The sequence below is a fragment of the Romboutsia sp. LXY-2 genome (genome assembly GCF_056171995.1).
The window spans coordinates 186,076-211,924 of the sequence record NZ_JBKFGI010000012.1; the positions used below are offsets into that span (position 1 = coordinate 186,076).

24 protein-coding genes and 1 riboswitch are annotated in these 25,849 nt (G+C 29.0%); of the genes, 3 read left to right on the forward strand and 21 right to left on the reverse strand.

The genetic code is table 11. The features are described 5' to 3' along the window. Positions 1-23: 23 nt before the first annotated feature. The 7 genes from ACI48P_RS17970 to ACI48P_RS18000 all read right to left on the reverse strand — a co-directional run bounded on the left by ACI48P_RS17970 (position 24) and on the right by ACI48P_RS18000 (position 5,527). The gene (locus ACI48P_RS17970) at positions 24-509 is read right to left on the reverse strand and encodes a hypothetical protein (protein ID WP_475218294.1); all 486 of its coding nucleotides are present in this window, start codon (positions 507-509) and stop codon (positions 24-26) included. A gap of 25 nt (positions 510-534) precedes the next feature. Next, entirely contained in the window at positions 535-1,095 is a 561-nt protein-coding gene (locus tag ACI48P_RS17975) for a 5' nucleotidase, NT5C type (RefSeq protein WP_475218296.1), read from the reverse strand. A 144-nt stretch (positions 1,096-1,239) separates the two neighbouring features. Continuing rightward, complete coding sequence (locus ACI48P_RS17980; protein ID WP_475218298.1) at positions 1,240-2,076, reverse strand: hypothetical protein; 837 nt, start codon at positions 2,074-2,076, stop codon at positions 1,240-1,242. Positions 2,077-2,170: 94 nt separating this feature from the next. Next, positions 2,171-2,863, reverse strand: coding sequence for a metallophosphoesterase (locus ACI48P_RS17985; RefSeq protein WP_475218300.1), 693 nt, complete (start codon positions 2,861-2,863; stop codon positions 2,171-2,173). Positions 2,864-3,023: 160 nt separating this feature from the next. Beyond that, positions 3,024-3,824, reverse strand: coding sequence for a GTP pyrophosphokinase (locus ACI48P_RS17990; protein WP_475218301.1), 801 nt, complete (start codon positions 3,822-3,824; stop codon positions 3,024-3,026). Between the two features lie 50 nt (positions 3,825-3,874). Then, positions 3,875-4,786: an MBL fold metallo-hydrolase gene (locus ACI48P_RS17995; RefSeq protein WP_475218302.1), complete on the reverse strand. Its 912-nt coding sequence runs from the start codon at positions 4,784-4,786 to the stop codon at positions 3,875-3,877. 9 nt (positions 4,787-4,795) lie between these two features. Beyond that, complete coding sequence (locus ACI48P_RS18000) at positions 4,796-5,527, reverse strand: YkgJ family cysteine cluster protein (protein ID WP_475218304.1); 732 nt, start codon at positions 5,525-5,527, stop codon at positions 4,796-4,798. Between the two features lie 85 nt (positions 5,528-5,612). Here ACI48P_RS18000 and ACI48P_RS18005 point away from each other — a divergent pair, with 85 nt between their 5' ends. After that, positions 5,613-5,864 (forward strand): hypothetical protein, encoded by a 252-nt coding sequence (locus ACI48P_RS18005; protein WP_475218306.1) that lies wholly within the window; start codon positions 5,613-5,615, stop codon positions 5,862-5,864. Between the two features lie 300 nt (positions 5,865-6,164). Next, positions 6,165-6,500 carry a hypothetical protein gene (locus tag ACI48P_RS18010; protein ID WP_475218308.1) on the forward strand — a complete coding sequence of 112 codons (336 nt, stop codon included), beginning with the start codon at positions 6,165-6,167 and terminating at the stop codon, positions 6,498-6,500. Between the two features lie 118 nt (positions 6,501-6,618). Here ACI48P_RS18010 and adhE read toward each other — a convergent pair whose 3' ends face one another. Both adhE and ACI48P_RS18020 read right to left on the reverse strand, forming a co-directional pair. Next, positions 6,619-9,291, reverse strand: coding sequence for a bifunctional acetaldehyde-CoA/alcohol dehydrogenase (gene adhE / locus ACI48P_RS18015; protein ID WP_475218309.1), 2,673 nt, complete (start codon positions 9,289-9,291; stop codon positions 6,619-6,621). Between the two features lie 380 nt (positions 9,292-9,671). After that, positions 9,672-10,268, reverse strand: a complete 597-nt coding sequence (locus tag ACI48P_RS18020; protein WP_475218311.1) for a DUF4230 domain-containing protein — start codon at positions 10,266-10,268, stop codon at positions 9,672-9,674. A 169-nt stretch (positions 10,269-10,437) separates the two neighbouring features. Here ACI48P_RS18020 and ACI48P_RS18025 point away from each other — a divergent pair, with 169 nt between their 5' ends. After that, complete coding sequence (locus tag ACI48P_RS18025) at positions 10,438-11,343, forward strand: manganese-dependent inorganic pyrophosphatase (RefSeq protein ID WP_475218312.1); 906 nt, start codon at positions 10,438-10,440, stop codon at positions 11,341-11,343. A gap of 233 nt (positions 11,344-11,576) precedes the next feature. Here the strand turns inward: ACI48P_RS18025 and ACI48P_RS18030 are convergent, their stop codons facing one another. The 12 genes from ACI48P_RS18030 to cbiQ all read right to left on the reverse strand — a co-directional run bounded on the left by ACI48P_RS18030 (position 11,577) and on the right by cbiQ (position 25,512). Then, complete coding sequence (locus tag ACI48P_RS18030) at positions 11,577-12,101, reverse strand: peptidylprolyl isomerase (RefSeq protein ID WP_475218313.1); 525 nt, start codon at positions 12,099-12,101, stop codon at positions 11,577-11,579. A 150-nt stretch (positions 12,102-12,251) separates the two neighbouring features. Continuing rightward, positions 12,252-13,511 (reverse strand): hypothetical protein, encoded by a 1,260-nt coding sequence (locus tag ACI48P_RS18035; protein ID WP_475218314.1) that lies wholly within the window; start codon positions 13,509-13,511, stop codon positions 12,252-12,254. Between the two features lie 135 nt (positions 13,512-13,646). Beyond that, the gene (locus tag ACI48P_RS18040; RefSeq protein ID WP_475218315.1) at positions 13,647-14,240 is read right to left on the reverse strand and encodes an AAA family ATPase; all 594 of its coding nucleotides are present in this window, start codon (positions 14,238-14,240) and stop codon (positions 13,647-13,649) included. Positions 14,241-14,378: 138 nt separating this feature from the next. Next, positions 14,379-15,125: a patatin-like phospholipase family protein gene (locus tag ACI48P_RS18045; protein WP_475218317.1), complete on the reverse strand. Its 747-nt coding sequence runs from the start codon at positions 15,123-15,125 to the stop codon at positions 14,379-14,381. A gap of 16 nt (positions 15,126-15,141) precedes the next feature. Next, on the reverse strand, positions 15,142-16,440 hold the full coding sequence (locus ACI48P_RS18050) for a M18 family aminopeptidase (protein WP_475218319.1): 1,299 nt from the start codon (positions 16,438-16,440) through the stop codon (positions 15,142-15,144). A 141-nt stretch (positions 16,441-16,581) separates the two neighbouring features. Beyond that, complete coding sequence (gene pcrA / locus ACI48P_RS18055; protein ID WP_475218321.1) at positions 16,582-18,807, reverse strand: DNA helicase PcrA; 2,226 nt, start codon at positions 18,805-18,807, stop codon at positions 16,582-16,584. 377 nt (positions 18,808-19,184) lie between these two features. Further along, on the reverse strand, positions 19,185-20,189 hold the full coding sequence (locus ACI48P_RS18060; protein WP_475218322.1) for a BMP family lipoprotein: 1,005 nt from the start codon (positions 20,187-20,189) through the stop codon (positions 19,185-19,187). A gap of 84 nt (positions 20,190-20,273) precedes the next feature. Then, a complete protein-coding gene (locus ACI48P_RS18065; protein ID WP_475218323.1) occupies positions 20,274-20,783 on the reverse strand; it encodes a PaaI family thioesterase in 510 nt (169 codons plus the stop codon). Between the two features lie 225 nt (positions 20,784-21,008). After that, a complete protein-coding gene (locus ACI48P_RS18070; RefSeq protein WP_475218324.1) occupies positions 21,009-22,739 on the reverse strand; it encodes a S41 family peptidase in 1,731 nt (576 codons plus the stop codon). A 346-nt stretch (positions 22,740-23,085) separates the two neighbouring features. Continuing rightward, entirely contained in the window at positions 23,086-23,901 is an 816-nt protein-coding gene (locus ACI48P_RS18075) for an Mrp/NBP35 family ATP-binding protein (RefSeq protein WP_475218326.1), read from the reverse strand. Positions 23,902-23,993: 92 nt separating this feature from the next. Beyond that, positions 23,994-24,821 carry an energy-coupling factor ABC transporter ATP-binding protein gene (locus ACI48P_RS18080; protein WP_475218328.1) on the reverse strand — a complete coding sequence of 276 codons (828 nt, stop codon included), beginning with the start codon at positions 24,819-24,821 and terminating at the stop codon, positions 23,994-23,996. Next, entirely contained in the window at positions 24,814-25,512 is a 699-nt protein-coding gene (cbiQ, locus tag ACI48P_RS18085) for a cobalt ECF transporter T component CbiQ (RefSeq protein WP_475218330.1), read from the reverse strand. Before cbiQ ends, ACI48P_RS18080 begins: the two co-directional genes overlap by 8 nt. 142 nt (positions 25,513-25,654) lie before the next feature. After that, positions 25,655-25,837, reverse strand: a riboswitch (cobalamin riboswitch). Positions 25,838-25,849 lie beyond the last annotated feature (12 nt).

The window sequence follows — 25,849 nt, forward strand, 5'->3', positions numbered from 1 at the left end:
TTATAATACTAAGGACTCTTTTTTTAACTATAAAATTTTGATGCGCCAACTAATTGCCTTTTCGAAACTATTGTTGCCAAGTTTTTAAGAGATGCTATCTTTATATCTTTAAAACTAATAACAAATACAAACTTAAAATCTGTAAAACTATCATCTATATTATATACATCAAAGTAGCATCTTACATTATCAAATTTATATTCTTCTTGAATCTCAGCTTCAATTTCATCTGTTGCATCTTTTAAATATGCTCTTACATCTTCAAACAAAACATTAAAATAAGATTCATCTATCTCTTGATCAACATCTTCTAAAATTTCTTCTATATCTTGTAAATCAAATACCTCATCAGATAATTGACAATCAAATACCATAATGTCCTTTTGATTTATACTGTTAGATATATCTTGTACATACGCAAAATCTGGACGCAATCCTAAAATAGCCTTAATATCTTTGCTATTTACTTGGAATTTATCTTTTCCATTTTTTAATTTTATTTCTATCACAAGATCGCCTCCCCCAATTACTGAGTTAACTACATTTTTTTATAATACTTTTTATCTGTGACCAATCTTTTACTCTAGTTATATTTTCATGCTCTATATTTTTATTGTAGTAAGTATCTACCAATAAAACCATCATCCCAGCTTCTGCTAAACCTATAGCGTTCTTTGGGTTATCTTCTATGAAAATATTACACTCTAGTTCTCTAGCTTTATCTATCTTGTAGTCACTTCCTAATAAGTGAACATCTATATTAGAAAATCCTTTTTCATTTAACCATTCACGAGTTATTTCTGTTAATATTTCACTTCTTGCTGTTACAAAGTATAAGTTGTGGCTTTCATATAATTCCCCAATTATATCTTTAGCTCCATCTACAACATCTGCTTCTTTATAACAATACATATAGCTTCCATGAAGCTTTTGTAAAGTATCATCCATATCTGTCTCATATAACTCTTCCCAAGAATATGTTATACATTCTTCAGGTGTTATATTTTTATTATATATCTCATTTAAATATGGAACAAAATGATATGGGTCTGTTATTGTTCCATCTATATCAATACAAATATTTAATTTACTCATTCCTACCTCCATAATACCATTTGAACTTAATAGTAACAAATTATATCATAAGTTCAATTATAAATCAAAACTCATACTATCAGTATATGTATATAATACCAAAAAGCTTGCCCTAAAAGGCAAGCTTTAATAAAATTTATACTATTAGTCATTATTTTTAACATTATTAGTTACGTTTTCTTTTAAATCAGTTATTCTATCTTTGAAGCTAGATATATGATCATCAGATAAGTTTAGATACTCTGTTACCCTACCTATATATTTTGGATTTTTTGTATCTACAAGATTAAGTGCATTTTCCATAGCCTTTTCTCTTAGTTCATAGGTTTTTACTAAATCATTTCTCGCACTATCTAAAACATATGTATACTCTTCTGTAGAAAGCTTAGGTATTTCCATATTTTCATATTCCGATATAGCTTCACTACACTTTTGTCTCGCATACTCTATATCTTTTCTTATAGATCCTAATTTTTTAAGATTTTCAGCTATATTTTTAGTATATGGCATACAATCTCTCATAGGCATTAATGCAATTTTTTCGATTTCATAGATATCTTCCTTAAAGCTATCTATTATTTTAATATCAGTTTTGTTTGACATAGTTTCTTTTATGTTTTCTTTGTTAGTAATTTCTTCATTTTTATTACCAACTTTATCATTCTGATTGTCGCTTACCACATCTTCATCTAATTTATTCGTATCCTGGCTTACTTTATCTTTATCCTCACTAACTTCTATTTTATTAGAATCATAATCTTCTTTAGGTTTGTCTATATATTCACTTACATAGCGTTGGTAGTACATCGCCTCTTCTATCTTATTTAACCCGCTCATGTATATGTTTGTTATAACTATTGAAGTTGCCAAAACTACGTATATACTACTATATATACAAGACCTTTTAAAATTATTGTAATTTTTAAATACTATTATTAAGGGAATAAGATATAAAAATATAAATACCAATATCCATCTCATTAATTAACATCTCCTTTTGATATTTTATATATTTTTGTCCCATATTTTTCTTTTCAGACATTATACATAATAGTATTTACCAATTTTTGATTTATTAATCTAATATTTTCATTAATTTAAAGTCAATATAATCACAAGAAGCCAGTATATACTCCACTCCATTTCTTACACCTTTAAGACCCATTTTAAATGATTCTTTTCCATGTAAGTGACCATATATAACTTTTTCTACATTATACTCTTCAAATAGTTCTGTAAATAGTGATTCTTCAAGTTTATCATTAGTTGGTGGATAGTGAGTTATAACTATTAGCTTATCATAACCTTTCTTACGAGCTGATTGTAACGATAGTCTTAATCTATTTTCTTCTCTTTTATAGATTTTTGCATCATTTTCATCAAATTTTACATCATTAGGACACATCCAACCTCTACCACCACAAACAGCATAATCTTCATATTCATAAAAATTAGTTTGTAAAAAATTCATATTTTCATATAATTTATTCAGACCTGTAACAGTTGTCCACCAATAATCATGGTTACCTTTTATGAATATTTTTTTTCCTGGAAGACTATTTATAGCATCTAAATCTTCTTTAGCTTGTTCTAAATTTATACCCCAAGAAGTATCTCCCAGTACTAAAACCGTATCTTCTTCTTTAACATTTTCTTTCCAATTATTTATTATCTTTTCTTCATGATTTTCCCAGTTACCACCGAATATATCCATGGGCTTATTTACAGCCTTTGAAAAATGTAGATCTCCTATTGCATATAAACTCATATTCTTTTCCTTTCTGTACTACATTTCTTATTTTAGTAATTTAAATTATTATCTATGTAAAATTCATATATTTTCATTTAAAAAATAGAAAGGGATGTCTCTAGTGATAAAAAATCATCAAACGAGATATCCCCTATTTATGCCTTAATAAAGCCTCAAACTAATCTTTTCTTGTTGTTTTTTTATATTCTTGTAACAAGTCATCTATTTCTTTCTTTAGATGTATGATTTCTGTAATATCTTTTTCATTATCTATTTTATCAAGCCTTCTTTGGAATAAAATAGCCTTATGAGTATCGCCTACATTATATAATTCTTGTATCCTATTTAATACATCTCTAACAGTTATAGATTTAACTTGGTACATAACCTGAGCCTTCATAATATCTTCTCTTATTTCGCTCATCTCTTGGTCTAGTAAAAACGCCGCATCTGCTGCCCTTCTAAGTCTAATAGCTAAATTTTCTGGTATATAGTGCTCATATTTATACTTTAAAGAGTGCTCTATAGTTGCCCAGAAGTTCATTGCAAGAGTTCTTATTTGTATTTCGCATAAGATTTCTTTTGAACCTGCTATAGAATTTATTGGATATTTTATTATTACATGATAACTTCTATATCCACTATCTTTAAAGTTTTCAATATAGTCTTTCTCATAGACTATATCCATATCTGTTCTAGATTTTATAAGCTCCACTATTGTAAATATATCTTCAACAAACTGGCACATTATTCTTATACCAGCTATATCTTCCATTTCTTGTTCTATATCAACTATATCTAGTCTTTTAGCCTTAGATATTATAGATGCAATTTTTTTAGTTCTTCCTGTTACAAATTCTATAGGAGAATATTCTCCCTTTGCTAAAAATTCTTTTCTTATATTCTTAAATTTTACCTTTAATTCTTCAACAGCATGTTCATAAGGCGCTAGTACTTCATCCCATTTTTCGTATTCCATATTGCTCACCCTTTATTCTATTTTTACAGTCATTTCTATTTTATCATAATTTATTTTTTTTTGGTATAATAAAGCAATAGTCCATCTTCTAGCAAGTATGATATTTCATCCCTATCAGATAAATAACTTATTAAAGAAACTAATGAAGACTTTAAATAATGATATTCTTTATAGTTATAGCTTAGATTGTTGTTTTTTATAAGTTCTCTAAGCACACTTTCTAATGTCATAGGATTTTCTAATAATACTTTAGTTTGATTTAAATATTTTTCTATAGCTTGCTCATGTTTTGCTATTAATATATAACTTTCTTCCTTAGATATTATTTCTTTTCCATGTCCAAGTATTAAATAATCAAATTCTATTTTTTTTAGTATTTCTAATGAATTTAAATATTTTTCTATATCATATATAAACAAAAAATCATATTTTAGCAGTATTTTGCCACTTACTAAAACATCTCCTACAAATATCACTTTATCTTTTGTAATTATACCTATACTTCCAGGTGTATGTCCTGGTAAATCTACAATTTCAAACTCTACGTTATTAATACTAACTCTACCTTGCTCTAAAACTTTATCTATAAATATACAATCATGTTCTTTTCCTCTTAAATGATTATCTAAAAATACATTGCTTCTTCCACCAACTATATACTTTGAAAATAACTCTGGATTTTCTATATACATTTTAGCTTGCGAAGAAGATAGCATCTCTAAGCCTTTAAAATGGTTTTTAAAGCTATTGCAGGCTCCGTAGTGATCATTATGTTCATGAGTATTAATAATGTAGCTTAAGTCCATATTATTCTTTTCTAGTTCCTCTATAATCCTCTTAGGTCTAGTACCACTTAAACCCGGATCTATTATTAATGCACTATTATCTTCAAACAAGTATAAACCTGTATTAGTTCCGCCCTTTATATAATAAGTATTACCTTTAATTTTAGTTATCTCCATGTTCCACCACTATCTCGCTAATAATTTTTTTAATCTATCTATTGCAGTATCTCTTATACTATCATCCTTAGATATTTTTATTTTTATTTTATAAGCTAAATCTTCGTCTAATAAATATTCCACGAAATACTCTACAATTCCTCTATCTTTAAAATCAATATCTATAATTCCCTTTGAATATATATTTGAATCTAATATCATTAATTCATCTGCAAAGCCTAGCCTTGTAGCTTTATCTAGGTAATCATTTTGAGGAATAAATTCATCACAATACTTTATCTTATAATTAACTACTCCATCATTAATTTCAAATCCATATTTAGTTTTTATTAAATCCCTATATTCTACATTTCTATTAGTTACATTACTTAAATTACGGTTATAATCTTCTTTTCTCCAGTGTCCAAATAATCTACAATTAAGTGGTCTCACCTCATAAATCATACATCTATTATCTTTATCCTTAAAAGGACAAGGACTTTTCTTTGTATATTCTAAAAAATAATAATCTAAAATTTTGTTTAAAGATAGTTTTCTTAAATCATCTTTATCCATAAGATAGTTATATATATTTATAAATTCTACTAAATTTATTCCTACAGATTCCATACAGCAATTTCCACAACCTGCACAATCTCCACTTGGTAGAGATTTATATACTTTATTTAATTTATCTAAAATACTATTTTCATTAACATAATCTATACATTTTAAAATATCCACTTTTTTTATACTAGTCATTATTATTACTCCTTGTTATAATTATTAGGTTAATACAAAAAATTATTATAACACATAATTTAATATAAATTGTAGGAGGTAATTTATGACTAGATATACAAAAGTAATAGGTATGATGGATAGCTACTTTACTAAAGACTATGAAAAGCATAAGAAAGGAATAACTAAAGTTCGTGAACTAAGAGAAGAAACTGTAAGAAAGTTTTTCCTACAAGGCGATTGCGAAGTACTAGTTATCTTAGAAGATAGCGGTAGAGAAATACTTATCGACGATTTTTCATCTGATGAAGATATAAAAAAATATTTAGGTGCTAAATTTATAAATAAGAAGAGATAGTACTATTAATTAAAAATTACTGAAAAAAGTTTTCGAAAAATTTTTCAGTAATTTTTATTTTTTTGTATAAATTTACTTTAGGTGGATATAATATCAAATGAAAATTAAATATTTAACTCAATCTCCCCCAATATAGAGCTTTCATTCCCCCAATGAAGGCTCTTTTTATTTTCCTTCTAAAACAATATAAATCACCTTATCATACATAACATAATAATTGTATTTATGCAGATAATTATTGTAGTTAATACTTTATATTTAAGTTATAATTAATAAGATTATAAATAAAAGAGGTGTACTATGATAAATATAGGTAATTTAACATTGGATACAGATTTTGAGTACCGAATTATTAGAGAAGATGAAAATGATATGGATATTTTTATAGATGTTAATTATCGTAGCCTTGATATAGATGTAAATGGCTCAGATTTTTTTAGTTCTAGAATTCAATTTCCTTTTGTTAGATCATTAATACTTAGAATAAGCAAAACTTCTCAAGTTATGACTGTTCATTTGATGAGAGATATAGATTTATTTTCTGCATTTGCTAATTTTGAGGTAGATTATACTAATTCAGTAATAAAAATAAAAAATGAGTTAGAGAAGGTTTATATGCGTAAATCCTCTCTATAAAAAATAAGGGGGCCTTAATAGGCCCCTTTACTTATCTCTTTATACTTAGATTATATTCACTTTATATTGTATTGTCAATGTAATTTTCTGAATATTTAATCAATTATTTTTTTATTTTTTATGCTTCTACTAATACAGCCTTCTTATCTTTCTTTTCTACTTTTTTAGCACCATATATAGTTTCATATATTCCTTTTAACTCAGGTACTAATGGAGATCTTGGGTTTGCACCTGTACATTGATCATCAAAAGCATCTAAAGCTAATTTATCTAATGCTGCGAAGTAAGTCTCTTCATTTATACCACAGTCTTTAATAGTCATTGGCATATTTAATTCTTTCATTAAGTTTCTTATTGCTTCTACTAAGTTCTTAACTCCTTCTTCAGTAGTGTTAGCTTTTAATCCAAGAGCCTTAGCTATTTCTGCATACTTCTTATCAGCTACATAAGACTTGTATCTTGGGAATGCAGTGAACTTAGTTGGCATAGTTGCATTGTATTCTATTACGTGAGGTAATAATATTGCATTTGCTCTTCCGTGCGGTATATGGAACTCAGAACCTAACTTATGAGCTAATGAGTGGTTTATACCTAAGAATGCATTTGCAAACGCCATACCAGCTATACAAGAAGCATTGTGCATTTTTTCTCTAGCTTCTTTACCTTCTGCTGTTTGAGCTCCTCTATATGATTTTGGTAAATATTCAAATACCATTTGGATAGCTTTCATAGCTAAACCATCTGTGTAATCAGTAGCCATTACAGAAACATAAGCTTCTATAGCATGAGTTAATACATCTAATCCTGTATCTGCAGTTACAGCAGCTGGTACAGACATTACGAAACTTGGGTCTATTATAGCAACATCTGGAGTTAACTCGTAATCAGCTAAAGGATACTTAACATTGTTTACTTTATCAGTTATAACTGCGAAAGATGTAACCTCAGAACCTGTTCCTGAAGTAGTTGGTACAGCTACCATCTTCGCTTGTCTTCCTAATTTAGGGAACTTGAATACTCTCTTTCTTATATCCATAAACTTAAGTCTTAAATCTTCAAAGTCTGCTTGTGGGTTTTCATAGAATAACCACATACCTTTAGCAGCATCCATTGCAGATCCTCCACCTAAAGCTATTATAGTGTCTGGCTTGAATTTTCTCATAGCTTCAGCACCATTTAATACTGTATCTACAGATGGATCTGGTTCTACATCAGAGAATACATCTATCATTACTGGGTTTCTTCTTTTTCTTAAGTGATACTCTAACTTTTCAACATATCCTAATTCAACCATCATTCTATCAGTAACTATCATTACTCTTTCAACTTCTGGTAATTTTTCTAAATATTGAATCGCTCCCATTTCATGGTATACTCTTTCAGGCACTTTAAACCATTGCATATTTACTCTCCTCTTAGTAACTTTCTTAACGTTTATTAGGTTAACAGCAGATACGTTATCTGTAGTTGAGTTGTTACCCATTGAACCACATCCTAATGTTAATGATGGAGTATTTACGTTATATAAATCTCCTATTGCACCGTGAGTAGATGGAGAGTTTACTAATAATCTACCTGTTCTTACTCTCTTAGAGAATTCCATTATTGTAGCATCATCATTTGAGTGTATAACAGCTGAATGTCCAAGTCCTCCGAATTCTGTCATTTCAACAGCTCTTTGTATTCCTTCTTCAGCGTTATTAACTTTTATACAAGCAAGTACTGGACTTAACTTTTCTTTAGATAATGGGTAGTCATATCCTACACCTTCTATTTCAGCTACTATTATTTTTACATCTTGAGGTATTTCAAACCCTGCCATTTGAGCTATTGTGTATGGGCTCTTACCTACTATATTTGGATTTAATGTTTTTGTTTCTGGGTTTATAACTGTTTTTTCTAATAATTCTTTTTCCTTTGCATTTACAAAGTAACAGTTATATCCTTTCATTAATCCTACTACTTCTTCATATATATCTTTTTCTATTATTACTGCTTGCTCAGAAGCACATATCATTCCGTTGTCAAATGACTTAGATAATATTAAATCGTTAACTGCTTGCTTCACATCTGCAGTCTTATCTATGAAACATGGTACGTTCCCTGCTCCAACCCCTAAAGCTGGCTTTCCTGCTGAGTAAGCAGACTTAACCATTCCTGGTCCACCTGTTGCTAGTATTAAAGCTACACCTTTATTGTTCATAAGTGCACTTGAAGCCTCTAATGAAGGCACTTCTATCCATTGAATACAGTTTTCTGGAGCTCCTGCTTCTATAGCTGCATCTCTTAATATTCTAGCTGCTTCAGAAGAACATTTTTGAGCTGATGGGTGGAAACTGAATATTATTGGATTTCTACCCTTCATTGATATTAATGATTTAAACATTGTTGTTGAAGTTGGATTTGTTACTGGAGTAACCCCTGCTACAACCCCTATTGGTTCTGCAACCATCATGTAGCTTTCTTCTTCATTTTCCTCTATTATCCCAACTGTTTTTGTATATTTTATACTATTATATATATACTCTGTAGCGAATATATTTTTAGTTACTTTATCTTCGAATATTCCTCTTTGAGTTTCTTCTACAGCGAACTTCGCAAGCTCTATATGCTTATCTAAACCTGCTTTAGCCATAGCAGCTACTATTTTATCTACTGCTTCTTGGTCTAAACTTAACATAGCATCCTTAGCTACTGTAGCTTTTGCTACTAAGTCATTTATCATATTCTCAACACTGAATTCTTGCTTTGGCTCTACTGCCTTTACAACTTTCTTTGCTTCTTTACTCATAATAATTTCCTCCCAAGATATAATGATATATTTATCTAAAACTACGTTAGTTAATTAACAAACTTGACTATATTTAGATAATATTATATTTAGATTTAAGTGTCAATACTTTTTGTTATATTTTTATCAACTTTTTATTGCAATCGTTTTCCATTTTCTCATTGGTTTTGTGTCTTGTATACAGTATATCCAATCTTTTTTATAATTTTACTTTCTTTTTGGCTATAATACGTTTTTATAGTTAGTTAATTTTTAATCAATCATTACCATTTTCATGCTATAAGTACAATTCAAGTTCGAATTTTAACCAAAATAAAAATAAGATTTCTTAATAATTGACAAAGAGATAACATTATCTCTTCATCAATCAATAAAAAATCTTATTTAAACTCAACTACTACTTCTTTATATCCCAAATTCTCCATTAAGTTTTCTAGACTTTCTTTTGTGCTAATTTGTATTTCTTTTAATAATCCTTCTTCTATTGCCTTTTTTTCATATTCTTCCTTGTATGTATTTATATCCTCTAGTACCTCCTGAACTTCTAATTTATTAAATAAAGAATTTTTAATATCGTATACATATACATTTTCGCTATCTATATAATGATCTAATATCCTACACTGCTTAACTTCTATATATATTTCTCTCCCTGTATTTTTAACCACCCTAATATCCTCTGGCCTTACTCCTCCATTAATAATGCCATTGTATTTAATAATAAACGACTTTTCAGTAAAGGGCAGCTTAACATCATTTATACTTTTATCCTTTTTTATAGTTATAACATTACTATAGTTGTATTTAACTGTGTTTAAATCAAGAACCTGACTTATAGTATTTAATACCCTTGTATTATCTTTATATACATTCTGATTAAATTTTATCTTACATACAAAATATGAACCTGTTATCACCACAAGTAAAATGGGTAATAATATAATCAGTTTCTTAATTTTTTTCACTTTTCTCAACACATGCTTTCCTCCTTTTGATATAATATTTCTGTTATTAACAAATATATTTATATCAACTGTTAAAATATTACATAATAAATTGAGAATATAATATTTTTGTTATTCTTATTAATAATTTTTTAATGTTATTAAAATTAAATATAGTTATTTCTTGAAAGGAGAATTTAATATGACATTATTAGTTTTCGGGCACAAGAATCCAGATACAGATTCAGTATGCTCTTCAATATCATTATCTTACTTAAAAAATCAATTAGGTATAGAGGCTACGCCTTACGTTTTAGGAGAAGTTAGAAAGGAAGCAAAATACGCTCTTGACTACTTCAAAGTAGAAGCACCTCAAATATTAGATAATGCAGCTGGAAAAGATGTAGTTTTAGTTGACCACAATGAATACGCACAAAGTGCTGACGGTATAAAAGAAGCAAATATAGTAGAAATAATAGATCACCACAAAATAGGTGGAATATGTACTGATGTACCTATATCTTTCAGAGTTATGCCTGTTGGATGTACTTGTACAGTAGTATATCAAATGTATAAGGAAAACAATGTTGAAATACCACAACATATAGCTGGACTTTTATTATCTGCTATATTATCAGATACATTATTATTCAAATCTCCAACAACTACTGAGATGGATAAGAAAGCTTGCGAAGAATTAAGCAAAATAGCTAATGTTGATATGGAAAGCTATGCTATGGAAATGTTCAAAGTTGGAACATCTTTAGATGAATATAGTATAGAAGAAATAGTAAACATGGACTTTAAAGAATTTGATATGGATGGAAATAGAGTTGGTATAGGACAAGTATTTACTTTAGATATAGATTCAATACTTGCTAAGAAAGATGAGTTCTTATCTTACATAAACTCTACTGATTACGATATGTTAGTTCTTGCAATAACTGACATAATAAAAGAAGGTTCTTACCTGATATACAAAGCAAATGATGATTTAGTATCCGAAGCTTTCTCTGTAAGCGCAGAACAAGGAGTATTTGCTCCAGGCGTTGTTTCTAGAAAGAAACAATTAGTGCCTAACTTAACTGCATCAGTTAAAAATATGTAATTTCTAATTACTAATTAAATTTTAATTTATATAAATATAAATTTAAAAGTAAAATACCCTTCAAGACTGAAGGGTATTTTCTTTATATTACTTTAAATCTCATTTCAAATCAATCATGTAGATTAATTTAGTGGTTTAAAAAAATTGTTTTTGTGTTTTTAGGATGTATACTATTTTAAAGCAAAATCATTAACTTGTAAATAGTATGTTACTACCATTTTCTAGGAAAACAATTACATTTTTTCTACGTCAGAATAATCTACTCCAAAAGTCTCTACAGTTACGTTTTTCATAACTTGAGGTTCCACTGGTCTATCTCCTCTATCAGTTCTTGTAGTAGCTATTTCATTTACTACATCCATTCCTTCTGTAACTCTACCAAATCCAGCATATTGTCCATCTAAGTGTGGAGAGTTTTTGTGCATTATGAAGAATTGAGAACCAGCTGAGTTTGGAGCCATAGTTCTAGCCATAGATAATACTCCTGGCTCATGCTTTAAGTTGTTAGTGAATCCATTTCCTCTGAATTCTCCCTTTATTGAATGTCCTGGTCCACCCATTCCATTTCCATTAGGGCATCCACCTTGTATCATGAATCCTTCTATAACTCTGTGGAATCCTACCCCATTGTAGAATCCTTCGTTTATTAATGTTACAAAGTTTTTAACTGTGTTAGGAGCTATATAAGGATATAACTCTGCTACTATTTTCTTTCCATTTTCCATTTCTATAGTTACTATTGGGTTTTTAGTTTCCATATTTATCGCCTCTTTCTTTGTTTTTGTTATGCATTATCCATATATATTATATACTAACTCGTCCAAAAAGAAACAAAAAATTAGTAGTCTTTTAGCTTATATAATGTACTTTTCCCGTATTATATGTTCACTAATAGACTACTATATATTTTATTCTGTTTTTGATCGATAAGTTGCATCAATATATTGCCCATTGACTAAAGTATATAAATCCGAGCCTACAATATACCATAAACTAGTTCCATCTTTATCAACTCTAGCAAATGGTTGTTCTTCACAGAAACCAATTTTACTTCCATCACTGTATTTTACAAAGATATCTGGCTCAAAGTCTATCTTTAAATCTTGAACCTCTGACCAACCATAAGGTTCTTCTTTTGTAGCCTTATAAATTTTTCTCAAATCATCTTGATTATCTATAATAATACTTCCATTACTATCAACCTTTTCGATTTGTAGGCTATCATAAGAAGATGAATATTCCATATCAAAACAACTCAACACATAAATGTCTTCTCTACATTCTTCATCTTTAGAATCTGAAGATTTTACTATTCCTCTATACTCTATGGCTAATGCATCGGTTACACCTTCTATTTTATCTATTGGTTTTATCGTATGGTCCATTGGATTTACACGATAAAATGATCTTATATTATAACCTTCATCCGATAATTTATAATTCTTTCTATTGCCCTCATAATTTATTCTAGATATAGATGAATATGCATTTTCATATTTATTAAATTTACCACTGCTTATCATATCTAAAATAGACTCTGCTTCATAATTCCCTGTCTGATCATTATAATGCCATGCTCCATCATTATAATTTTTATTTACACTAACTTTATATTCATTGTCCTCATAAAATATATAACAATTTTTATCGTTATCTCTAACTATATAGCGTAAATATTTTATTTTACCATTACTATCATAAGACAAATCTAAGTTTTCTATTACTCCATAGTTTATACCTATTTTCGCTTTTATATCTCTATAATCTATCCCTATATTTTGTAATTTAGTATCTTCAATAGTAACAGTTCTATCTCTATATTCTACTTTTTCGTAAATCATTCCATTTATTGTACCAACATACAACATCACTACACCTAGAATTGCCGCCTTACTTTTAGATTTAGAGTTAAGCTTATCTTTTTTTCTCATCCCAAAGTAATATATACAAAAACCTAAAGGAACTGCTATTACAATCCAGTTAATCTTCAAGTTAAAATTAAAACTACCTAAAAAATAATATCCAAGTATTTTTAATCCTAGATAACTTTCATCCTCTTCTTTTTTAACATAGAACATAACTAAAAAACATACTACTATGCCTAAAGTCACCATAGAAAACAAAATTGACTCGTTGACATACTCTATAAAACTATACAAATACTCCATACAATCCCCCTATCATTAACACCCCTAATTGAATTGTATCACATGAAGTATTTTATTTTTAGCAAATAGTAAATTTGGAAATAGTAAAAAAAGGTATGAAAATTAATTTTAATTTTCATACCTTTTCTATATCAATTACTTACTTTCTTCGTTTAATTGTACAGTTTCTGTATAATCAACTTCTAATAAGTCTAATATTTGCTTAGCTCTTTCTTTTGTAGAACCTTTAACTTCTATAAAGTTTACGTTTTCTGCTTTTAAGAAACTTAATATAGCCTCATCTATTTGAAGAGCTATATCTTCTGCTTGCCATCTTACTCCATCTTGTACATATCCAAATTCTCTTGGAACATATACTATCATGTCATAGTTTTGGATGTCTTCTATTGCTAAACAATATAAGTCTTTTAATATTTGTATTTCTTTTTTACTTCTTTCTCTTGACCCTAACATAAATCTTCCATATATGTAAGGTACGAAAGTAGCATAGTCTGTAAGAGCATAGTCAAACGTAGATAACTCGTCTTCTAATTTCTTTTGACCTAAATAGATTCCATATTGTTCAGATATAGTTTCTATCATACCTTTATCCTTTAAATATTCAGTAGAATATTCTAAAGCATATCCAGCATTTAATCCTGCTATTTTCATCTCAACATATAAATGTTGTATTAGTGTAGTTTTCCCACATCTTGGGCCACCTAAAACTGCTATTCTTTTAGTTGCCATATTTATAATCAACTCCATATATTATTTTCTAATTTTAAAGGAACTTTTATATTATACTAACATTTAGCAGTTTCTTCAATCTTTTTAAGACAATTCTATTTATTTACAAGGAATTGTTCATGTTTTAAATATAAGATTTTATAATATTAAGCTTTTTCCTACCTCGTATCCTTCTTGGAACATTTTTGTGCAAAATTCATTTTCAAATCTAAGAGTATCATTTGCTTCAAATATAGTTTTAGGTCTTACTACAATAATATCTTCTTCTTTATACACATTTTTTATTTCTTCAGGTATAGTATAGTCATGTCTTGTGGATATTATTATAATCTTATCCACATTATCCTCTATTAAGGGATTTATTAAAGTATTCCTCACTAAACCACCATCTAATTTAGTTCCATCATATAATCCTTCTTGAACATCCTTTACAAATTGTTCTCTTAAAGGAAGTTTTCCGTTGGGATTATATGGTAATAAAGAGCTGTATTTTACACTATCTAAGCCCTCATCCTTATCCATATACGATAGGTTCACTACCTTCTCAGAAACACGTTGTTCTTCTATATCTATATAGTTCACATAAAAGTTCATTTTACTGCCTGAGTTGTTATTAAGTTCTTTTAATGCATCTATTACTTGAGAGTTGTCCACAGTGTTATCCACTATTTTGACATCGTTTTCAGAAGTTTTCTGAATATTTATCCACACTTTTTCTAAGTTTTCAACATTTTCTGTGAATATGTAGTAACCGTTAATGGCACCAATTGATGTTCCTGACAGAGAAGTTATTTCTTTTACACCATTATCGTATAGTGCTTTTATTACTCCAGCTTGATATGAACCCTTTGCTCCTCCACCAGAAAGACATAATCCTATCTTCATGGTTTAAACCACCTTTCTATATTTCATAAAACTTATTAAACGTCTTGTAGATGCTATAATGATCTATAACACTTCCTAATTCTCTTATTGAGTGCATAGCAAGTATAGGGCTTCCGATATCCACAGATGGTATATCAATATGAGTTGATGATATTGGTCCTATAGTACTTCCGCCTCTTTCATCTGATCTATTTACAAATTCTTGATATTCTACATTAGCTTCTTTACAAATATTTTTATATATTGAGATTGAATATGAGTCACTTGTATAAGATTGATTTGCATTTATTTTTATTACTGGACCTTTACCCATCACTGGTTTATTTGTTGGGTCGTGTTTTTCAGCCATATTAGGATGTATTGCATGAGCTAAGTCAGCTGATATCATGAATGATGAGTAAAGAGCATTGAAGAATTCCTCTCTATCTTTACCTAATGATAAGCATATTCTTTCTAAAATATTTAATAACATATTCGAATCTGCACCTTGCTTAGTTGAGCTTCCCACTTCTTCATTATCAAACACCGCTACTACATTTACTCCTGATATACCTTTAGCATCTATTAATCCATGTAAACTTGCATGAGCCATAGATAAGTTATCTAATCTTCCTGTTGATATAAATTCCTCATTAGGTCCTATTAAGCTTCCTTTTTCGAATTCATATAAGAATAAATCAAAGTCTATTATTTCTTCCATGTTCACATTTAAACTCTTAGCTAATTCTTTTAATAAGAAGTTTTCTTTTTCAAGACTATCATTTAATAATCCTACTAGAGGTAACATGTCTTTTTGCTTATTAAAAGCGTATCCATCATTAACACTTCTATTTAGATGTATTGCAACATTAGGTATTATACAAATTGGCTTTTCTAAATTTACAGTTTTTTCTACTGGTCTTAGTATATTTTCCCCTTTTAATACTACTCTACCAGCTATACCTAGCGGTCTATCTAACCAAGTACTTAATATTGGCCCACCATAACACTCTGTGTTTAATTTTAAGTATGTACCTTCTACTGACATTTCGGCATTTGGCTTTACTCTAAAAGTAGGAGAGTCTGAATGTGAACCTATTATTCTAAACCCTTCACTTTCTACATTATTTGAATTAACAACAAAAGCTACTATAGCAGATGAATTTTTAGTAATATAGTACTTTCCACCTACTTCTAGTGACCATTTCTTATTTAATTCTAATCTCTTAAATCCATTGTTTTCTAAAAGCTTTTTAGATGTATCTACTGCATGAAAAGCAGTTGGACTGCTGTAGATATAATCTATAAGGTCTTGTGCAAATTCTTTAGTTTTCATTTTACTCTCTCCTTATACCAATTATTATTTATATGTAAATTTATAATATCTAAGGCTAAAGATATGGTAATCTTTAGCCTATAAATTTTGTAATAAAACTATCACTTAAGATAGCTATTTAATCTTTAGTTGTATGACTTCTTATAATATGTCTATTGTTGTATATTCTTTATTTATTTTCTTTATACCTTGTTGGTCAAATGCTATTGTAAGGTCTGAACCTACCATCGCAACTACAGTTCCAACACCAAACTTTGGATGATGTATTTTAGTTCCTAATTTTATATCATCTATGTTAGTTTCTTTAGAAGAATCTTTTATAGTAGCATTTACTTGAGATGCTACTGTAGATTTCTTAATAGTATTCATATATTTCTTAGAATACTTATCTAAAATATTGTAGTTTGCTTTTGAGTAAGTTAATTTGTTTTCAACGCTATTAAGCTTCTCTATACATTCCTTTGGTAATTCTTCCATAAATCTAGATTCTACCGAAGGATTTGTTTTTCCATATAAAGTCCTTTTTTGAGTTAGAGTCATGAATAATTCTTCCTTTGCTCTTGTTATACCAACATAACAAAGTCTTCTTTCTTCTTCTATATCTGAATCATTCATAGATCTTACAGCTCTTGATATAGGGAATAATCCTTCTTCCATACCTGTTAAGAATACTACGGGGAACTCTAGCCCCTTTGATGTATGAATAGTCATAAGAGATACTCTATCATTTTCTTCGTCATTATTAGTCTCTGAAGTAAGAGCCACATTTGTTAAGAATGTTTCTAAGTCCTTTTCTTCACTACTTTGCTCAAACTCTATAGCTATAGATATAAACTCTTTTAAGTTATCTATTCTATCTTGAGTCTCTTCACTCTTGTCTTTTTCTAATTCATCTAAGTATCCTGTTCCATCTAATACTTTTTCTATTAACTTACTAACAGGATAAACTTCTTTTATAGTTCTAAGAGTACCTACTATATCCACAAATCCACTAATACTTGCTCTTGCTTTTGTTGATATGTCTGAGTTAGATTCTATATCTATTAATACAGAGTATATACTTTCTTGTTTTAAACTAGCTCTATCTTCTATTTTTTCTATAGTTCTAAGACCGATCCCTCTTTTAGGAACGTTTATTATTCTCTTTAAAGATATATCATCCTGTGGATTTTGAATAACTCTTAAATACGCTACTAAGTCCTTTATTTCTTTTCTTTCATAGAACTTAGTTCCTCCATATATGTTATATGGTATTTGACTTCTATTTAAAGCATCTTCTACAGAACGTGCTTGTGCATTTGCTCTATAAAGAACAGCAAAGTCTTTATATGATCTTTTTTCTTTTCTTGCTATTTGAGCTATTTTGTCAGCTATAAAATCAGCTTCATCTACTTCATTATCCGAAACTTGTATCTTTATTAGCTCTCCTTCTTTTTTCTCACTCCATAGCTTCTTTCTTTTTCTTTCTATATTATTAGAAATTACAGTATTTGCAGCATCAAGTATTACCTGAGTTGATCTATAGTTTTGTTCTAGCTTTACTACATGAACATCATCATAATCTCTTTCAAACTCAAGTATATTTCTTATATCAGCACCTCTCCATCCATATATACTTTGGTCATCATCACCAACAACGCATATATTTTGATGTTGTCTTGCTAATAGTTTTACAAACTCATATTGTGCCTTACTTGTATCTTGATACTCATCAACCATTATATATCTAAATCTACTTCTATAATAATCTAGTACTTCTGGTTCCGATTTAAATAATTCAACAGTCTTATATATTAAATCATCAAAGTCTAGGGCACTATTTCTCTTTAAACGGTCTTGATATAGTGCATAAACATCAGCTATCTTACTCATTCTATTATCAGATTGGTGCATAGCCTTAAACTCTTTAGGACTATGTAGCTTGTCCTTTGCACCAGATATAGCACTTATTATTACCTTTGGCTCAAATACCTTATCACTTAAGTTTAACTCCTTTAAACAGTCCTTAACTAAAGTTACCTGGTCAGCACTATCATATATAACGAAACTTCTATTATAACCAATTTTATTTATGTCTTTTCTAAGTATACGAACACAACAAGAGTGGAAAGTACTTATCCACATTTCCTTTGTATCTAAACCAAGAATAGTCTCTTCTACCCTCTCACGCATTTCAGTAGCAGCTTTATTAGTAAATGTTATAGCTAATATATTAGCAGCTTGAACGCCCTTATCTTCCATTAGATGAGCAATTCTAGTTGTTAAAACTCTTGTTTTACCAGACCCCGCACCAGCAAGTATAAGGACAGGTCCTTCCGTCTTCACAACAGCTTCTCTCTGGGCAGGATTTAATGTATCTAAATTCATCTTCATCCTCCTAATTTACAGTCATATAAATATATTTTAATCTAAATCATCTAATAGTTCAAACTCATTAGTAATATTTTAAACACGCATAATATAATCTTTGACATATTTTCACTTATATAAAACAAATTATATCTCTATATTCCTTATCTTTTATCATTTTATTTTTCCATTTTACGCTCCCCTATTAAACTTAACAAAAATAAAAATAGCTATCTCAAGTATTATAGAATTTTGACGCTAATCCAGCGAAGGGGATGATATATAAGTTCCACTGACATTTGCAGGCACGAACTTAGCCTGCATGGAAGGGAAATTATATATCATCACCGAGCGGCGATTGCACTCAAAATTCTATAATGAGATAGCATATATTTTTATTTTATATTAAGTTTTCCATCTATTATAAGTTGTTTTTGTTGTTCTACTAAGTCTAATATTTCCTTAGGTACATTTTTATCACTACTTGGAGCAATTCCAACAGCTTCTTCCTTTAATCCATAAACTACCGCTTTTCCACCTTCAAAACTTCCAGACTTAGCTTTATCTATTATATCAAGTACTCCTATATCTACTCTTTTCATAGCTGATGTTATTACATTATCTGGAGCCAAGTTATTTTGGTCCATATCAACACCTATAGCATACTTATTATTTTCCTTAGCAGATTCTATAGCTCCAGTTCCAACACCTCCAGCTGCAGAGAATATTACATCTGCACCTTTTGAATACATTTGATTTGCTATAGATTTACCTAACCCTGCATCATCAAACGAGTTTGCATATTGAGAAACATATTGAGTATCTGGATTTCCTGCTTTAATACCAGCTACAAACCCTTCTTCAAATCTAGTTATATTAGGTATTTCCATTCCACCAATAAATCCTACCTTATTAGTTTCACTCATCTGAGCAGCTATAAGACCTACTAAGTAAGCAGCTTCTCTTTCATCAAAAGTAACACAAATCATATTAGAAGGTATTTCTACCCCATCTTCTTCATAGTTATGATCTATTATTACAAAGTTTCTTTCTGGATATGATTTAGCTGCATCTAACATTGCATCTGCAGTTGTATATCCTACCCCTATTATTAAATCCACATTCTGATCTATAAAAACATCTATATTTGGCACATAATCAGCATCTTGTGTCGCTTCTAGATATGTTCCATTTATACCTAACTCTGATTTTGCTTTTTCTAATCCCTCTATAGAAGATTGGTTAAAAGATTGGTCATTTGCTCCACCTTCTCCTAATACAATCCCTACATTATAAATTTTTTCTTCTGCTTTTTCATCACTAGAACTACATCCTACCATTGCGACAGTCGCCATTAATGCCATAGATAATATCACTAATGATTTTTTTAGTAATTTCATGGTAAATCCCCCTCGTTTAATAATTGTGTAATAAATTCTACATCATCATTTTAACAGGTGTCTTTACACTTGTAAACACATTATTTAATATGGTAATTCTATGTACTCTATTTTTTCTTCATCATCTTCGAAGAACCATTCACCTTCATCCATACCACCATCAGTAATAGCTTCAACACCCATCTTCATATATTTACCTGTAGCACTTACTGCTATTTCACCATTTGGCAGTATTATTTCTCCAGTACCTTCAAACATTCTCCTATTTTCTTTAGTAATTCTTCCAACTATTTTTATCTGAGCATCAGTTGGTACAGGCTTTCTATATTTAGTTTCTAGCGTTACAGTAACACCCCATATAGTATCATCATTAATACTTACAGCTCTTCCTATTGTTTCATCTAATAAAGCTGCTGATATACCTCCATGAACTCTTCCTGGGTAACTTTGATGCCAATCTTTAGTATCACAAATAGCTACTAGCTCGCCATTTTCTAGCTCGTAGAAAGAAGTTTTTAATCCTAGGTTGTTTTCAACTCCACATACTATACATGATTTACTACTATTTTGTTTTTTTATCACTTTGTATTTCATTACGTTTCTCCTCATTTCTATTTTTGATATATTTAAATTATATCACTTGTCTTAAAATATAAATGCTATTTTAAATAACGAGCCATATACAGCTCTCCAAATATTTAATAAATCCTTTATAAAATTTATATAGTTCTTGATATTTTATTCAAAAATAAAACAGATGCTATCTCATAGCAGTTTAAAGTTGTTCATGAGATAGCATCTAAATTCAAATTTTTTTAACTAATTATTGATAATCTCAATTGCCTTTTCAATAAGTTCATCTCTACCTTCTTTTATACCTTGAATTGTAGGTTCTATATAAATATCTGGTTTAATTCCTACTCTTTGAGTTTGTGAATTATCAGGATTATAAATTCCAATTCCAGTTATAATAGTCCTTACACCACCAGGAAGACTAAATTCGGTTATATTTCCATCTGTACCAATAGAGTCGCTACCTATAACGGTAGCATTAGGTGCATTTCTTAAAGACATAACTGTAAACTCACCATTACTTTGTGTACGCTCATCCATAAGTATAATTACTTTTCCTTTGTAATAATCTTTGTTATCACATCCAACCTTAAGATCTTCATCTAGTATAAATTCTCCTGGAACTGATTGATTAGCTACTGATACTTTTGAGAAAATAACCTCTTTATTCATAAGGTATTCACCTAAAGTGTATACGATAAAGTCAGAAGGATAATATCTTAAGTCTACAATAAGACCTTTTGTATCCATAAACTTTCTCATTATTTTATTGATTTCATCTTTTTTTAATTGACCGGGATTAATATAACCTATATTTCCATCTAATAGTTTATGTGACCCTTCCTTTATGTTAAACATATCTATGTCAGCATAACATTTAACAACTTCTGTTAGGTCTTGATCGCCTCTTTTAATAGCTATATTCATATCATCATTTTGAGTTCTAAATAAATAATGCTTTAATCCATTTACTATTGCACTTTTCTTTGAAAGTGATATATATTTAGACTTTTCTTCTACTACATCAAAAACATCTCTATCATCTATTTTTAAAACAATATCACCCTCTTGAAGATTACATTCATCTTTATACTTAGGTAATATTTTTTTTATAACAATCTGATTTTCTACTAATCCAAATTCTACTGGCGCAATTTTATCTCCCCAATATTTATTTAAAGTACCATTATAGTCGTAAACTCCTGCATGTGGGTCATGTATTTTAGTTGTTAGTTCTAATATTGTTAATTGATACTCTAAAGCATTTTTAGCTTCTATAAATTTAGGTATAAACTCAGTTAAAACACTATCCCAATTTTCTTCTATAATATCTGTATATGGATAATAATACTGGATTATATTCCAATACCTAAATAAACTAAGTAGTTTATAACCACTATCATCATACTTTATATTCCAATACTCACTTTCATTTTTAAACTCTGAGAAAGGAGAGTCTTTAGCATAATTAACATAAGCTTTATCTCGATTTGATATTTTAGTATTTGATATTTTTATTAATAAATCACTTAATTCCCTTCCTATATACTCCTCATCATTTATCCAATCTATATCTCTTTCTAGCATAACCTTTTTATCTTTATCAGTTTTCTGGTTCTCTTCTACTTCACCTAGTTTATCAATCCAATCATATAATATTTTATCCGTATCACTTGAGCTCTCTGCCTCTAGTATGTCTGGCATTACTCTAAAAAGTTCATAATCCCAGTTTATATCACCAGAAACTACTACTGGATGGTAATATTTTACTAGCCCCCAAACTTTGCATAATTTCTTTAGATTTTCAGTTTGATTTTGATTTAACTTTTCTACTTTTATATTACTCCCTGAAATAAATTCGTTATCAACGTCTTTTCCTTTAAACATTAAAAACATAGCCCCTGATATACCCAAAATACATATCGATAATAATATAAATTTCTTAATCCAAGAATACTCACTTTTTTCTTTATCCATCTTATCCCCCCATAAATTACCTAGAACACCATACTTGCTTATATTCCCATATAAATTAATTGTATCATAAGTGTAAGCTCTCAACATCTTAACTAGACTAAGATCTATAGTACAATATTAATTCTACTTCAAATCCAACAATTCATAATTTCCTGATACGTAAAAATTCGCTTTGCTCATGTCGCCAACGTCTTCGCCCGTTGCTCAAAAGCTTTTTTACTTACTATTTGTGTGTTGGTATCACTTGGTTGCATAAGTTAGACACAGATTATTAGCCATTATAATTTCCTTATACGTAAAAAAAGAGAAGTGTATTTATAATACTCTTCTCTTCTTTTAATCAATATTATTTAATCTTGTCTACTATTCCACTTAATATACTGTCTAGCTCTGTACTTATATCATCTACACCCTTATGAGTTATTTCTACTACTTCCCTTGTCATAGGTAACTCTCCTAAAAGCTGTAAGTCCATTTCACTTAAAAACTTCTCTGTTTCGTCACCATCAAATAGTTTTATTTTCTTGTCACAATCTGGGCATTGGATATAGCTCATATTTTCAACTACTCCTAATACCTTAACATTTAACATTTTAGCCATTTTTACTGCTTTTGCTACTATCATAGATATCATATCTTGTGGCACAGACACCATAACTACACCATTTAGAGGTATAGATTGCATAACAGTTAATGCTACATCGCCAGTGCCTGGAGGCATATCTATTAATAAATAATCTAATTCTTCCCACATTACATCTTTGTAGAACTGCTTAACAGTATTACTTATTATAGGTCCTTTCCATACTACTGGTTGACTTTCATCATCAACTAAAAAGTTTACAGACATAGTTTTTATATTATCTTTAGTTATAACAGGGTATATATCTTTTCCATTTGGAGACATTGCTCTCTCCTCTTGTAAGCCCATAAGTCTTGGTATACTTGGTCCTGTTATATCTGCATCTAATATTCCAACCTTATATCCCATTTTATTTAATTTTTTCGCAAGTAATGATGTTACGGTAGATTTACCAACTCCACCTTTGCCACTCATTACTCCGATTATATTTTTTATTTTATTATTAGGGTTGTTCTCTATTGTACAAGTAGCTTGTTTATTACAATTATTTTTTGATGGACATGAATTACAATTTCCCATTTTTTTATCCTCCAATTTATATGCATTGTTATTATTTATTGTTATTAATTTAATATTATATTATAAATATACCCTTAATTTTTACTTTACAATCACACAGTTGGATTTAGATTTTTTTCCTGTTCTTTTTGCCAGTAGTTATAAAGTTCTTTTTCCCTTCTAAATAGAGGTAACCCCATATTTTTATATAACTTTACTAACCATGGTAATTCTAATCCTGCTTTAACTATGCTTTCTTCATTAATGAAAACATCTTCGCAAGTTCCTTTTTCAGTAATTTCACCTCTATCTAAAACATAAACATAATCACAAAGTTCATATATTAAGTTCATATCATGACTAGAAATTACTACTTTAATATTATTTGCTCTTAAGTTTTTTATTATATCTACAATGGCTCTAGTGCTTACTGGATCTAAGCCAGCAGTCGGCTCATCTAATAATACAATCTTATTTTCCATAGCTATTACAGATGCAATGGCCACCCTCTTTTTTTGTCCATAGCTTAAAAAATGAACTGGTTTATCAATAAATTCTAATCCATTAACATCTTCTAAAGCCTTATTTACCTTAGCATTAATGGTTTTTTCATCAATGCCAATATTTCTAAGAGAAAATGCAATATCATCATATACTCTAGAATAAAAAATTTGTTTGTCAGGGTCTTGAAATACTATCCCAACATCTTTCCTAAGATTATATAAGCTTTTTTTATCATGTTTAAGAGGCTTATCATCAAATAAAATTTCTCCATATGTAGGCTTCAATATTCCCATTAAATTCATAAATAATGTAGACTTACCTGAGCCATTTGACCCTATTATCCCAATAATATCCCCATTTGTAAAATCCATGTTAATATTAGATAATGCTTTTTCTTTCTTCTCATACTGATATGTTAAATTATTTATTTTAAACATGTTCTTCTCCTACTATATGAAATTCACCATTGTATAATTTTATATCTAATGATATGGATAACTCTTCATATCTTATCATCATTCTTTTAAATAATATACTTGCTAGCATACCTAATGACTTATATGATGTTTTCAAGTTTATATAACCAAATCTTAATTCTTGAGATTTTCTTATATCAATTACTTCTTCTAAAAAAATAAATATAAACCTGTATATTAGCATCGATAATTCTATTACTGTGTCTGGTAATCTCATTTTCTTTAATAAAAATAATAAATCATTAAAAGGTGTTGTTAATACTATAAAGTATACACAGCTTAAACAAGACATTGATCTAATCAAAATATATAACGAGGTGTTTATAGATTCTGTAGATGTGCCTATATATAAATTGTATATATTAAAGCTATAAGCCATATTTTCAGATGTAAATCCTATATTTATCAGATTTAGTCCTACACCTATAACCAAAAAATAAACTGGTATTTTCAATAATTTCAAATAATTTTTCAAATCTATTTTTGCTACACAAACTATTAATAAACTCATAAAAACCATAATTCCCGCTAGTACAACTTTAGAATTAATTAACATTGATAAAATTAAAAATAATGTCCCGATTATGGCTTTTAGTTTAGGATTTATATGTCTTAAGTTGTTGGTGTACGCATATTTATCAATTAATATCATATTCTCTCTACTATCCTAGATAGTATCCAAGCCTCCTTTTTCAATTATTCACACAAAAAAATCCTAGCCACAAGGGCTAGGTATTTTTCAATAATATTTATAAACATAACTATTTTCAAAAACTTTCTCCCACCCCGAAGAAATTAATTTAATATTTTAGGCAGGTCTCCTGACTTAGCTTCATCCTACTCCTTTACCTTCCCATAATAAAATAATCATAGTGGTTATTTAAGTTTCGTCAGCCTTACAGTAGCGGGGGCTGTAGAGGAATTACACCTCTTTCCCTATTAATCTTTTTTCAAGAACCTATAATATATATTTAGTTTTTAATTTTTAG

Bases quoted from the DNA above. Each gene is read 5' to 3' on its own strand.
- ACI48P_RS17990 (WP_475218301.1), bottom strand. From the start codon at position 3,824: ATGGAATACGAAAAATGGGATGAAGTACTAGCGCCTTATGAACATGCT.
- ACI48P_RS18005 (WP_475218306.1), top strand. From the start codon at position 5,613: ATGACTAGATATACAAAAGTAATAGGTATGATGGATAGCTACTTTACT.
- ACI48P_RS18060 (WP_475218322.1), bottom strand. From the start codon at position 20,189: ATGAAATTACTAAAAAAATCATTAGTGATATTATCTATGGCATTAATG.
- ACI48P_RS17975 (WP_475218296.1), bottom strand. From the start codon at position 1,095: ATGAGTAAATTAAATATTTGTATTGATATAGATGGAACAATAACAGAC.
- ACI48P_RS18035 (WP_475218314.1), bottom strand. From the start codon at position 13,511: ATGGAGTATTTGTATAGTTTTATAGAGTATGTCAACGAGTCAATTTTG.
- pcrA (WP_475218321.1), bottom strand. From the start codon at position 18,807: ATGAATTTAGATACATTAAATCCTGCCCAGAGAGAAGCTGTTGTGAAG.
- adhE (WP_475218309.1), bottom strand. From the start codon at position 9,291: ATGAGTAAAGAAGCAAAGAAAGTTGTAAAGGCAGTAGAGCCAAAGCAA.
- ACI48P_RS18010 (WP_475218308.1), top strand. From the start codon at position 6,165: ATGATAAATATAGGTAATTTAACATTGGATACAGATTTTGAGTACCGA.
- ACI48P_RS18025 (WP_475218312.1), top strand. From the start codon at position 10,438: ATGACATTATTAGTTTTCGGGCACAAGAATCCAGATACAGATTCAGTA.
- ACI48P_RS17995 (WP_475218302.1), bottom strand. From the start codon at position 4,786: ATGGAGATAACTAAAATTAAAGGTAATACTTATTATATAAAGGGCGGA.
- ACI48P_RS18045 (WP_475218317.1), bottom strand. From the start codon at position 15,125: ATGAAGATAGGATTATGTCTTTCTGGTGGAGGAGCAAAGGGTTCATAT.
- ACI48P_RS17985 (WP_475218300.1), bottom strand. From the start codon at position 2,863: ATGAGTTTATATGCAATAGGAGATCTACATTTTTCAAAGGCTGTAAAT.
- ACI48P_RS18030 (WP_475218313.1), bottom strand. From the start codon at position 12,101: ATGGAAACTAAAAACCCAATAGTAACTATAGAAATGGAAAATGGAAAG.
- ACI48P_RS18000 (WP_475218304.1), bottom strand. From the start codon at position 5,527: ATGACTAGTATAAAAAAAGTGGATATTTTAAAATGTATAGATTATGTT.
- ACI48P_RS18075 (WP_475218326.1), bottom strand. From the start codon at position 23,901: ATGGGAAATTGTAATTCATGTCCATCAAAAAATAATTGTAATAAACAA.
- ACI48P_RS18050 (WP_475218319.1), bottom strand. From the start codon at position 16,440: ATGAAAACTAAAGAATTTGCACAAGACCTTATAGATTATATCTACAGC.
- ACI48P_RS18080 (WP_475218328.1), bottom strand. From the start codon at position 24,821: ATGTTTAAAATAAATAATTTAACATATCAGTATGAGAAGAAAGAAAAA.
- cbiQ (WP_475218330.1), bottom strand. From the start codon at position 25,512: ATGATATTAATTGATAAATATGCGTACACCAACAACTTAAGACATATA.
- ACI48P_RS18070 (WP_475218324.1), bottom strand. From the start codon at position 22,739: ATGGATAAAGAAAAAAGTGAGTATTCTTGGATTAAGAAATTTATATTA.
- ACI48P_RS17980 (WP_475218298.1), bottom strand. From the start codon at position 2,076: ATGAGATGGATATTGGTATTTATATTTTTATATCTTATTCCCTTAATA.
- ACI48P_RS18065 (WP_475218323.1), bottom strand. From the start codon at position 20,783: ATGAAATACAAAGTGATAAAAAAACAAAATAGTAGTAAATCATGTATA.
- ACI48P_RS18040 (WP_475218315.1), bottom strand. From the start codon at position 14,240: ATGGCAACTAAAAGAATAGCAGTTTTAGGTGGCCCAAGATGTGGGAAA.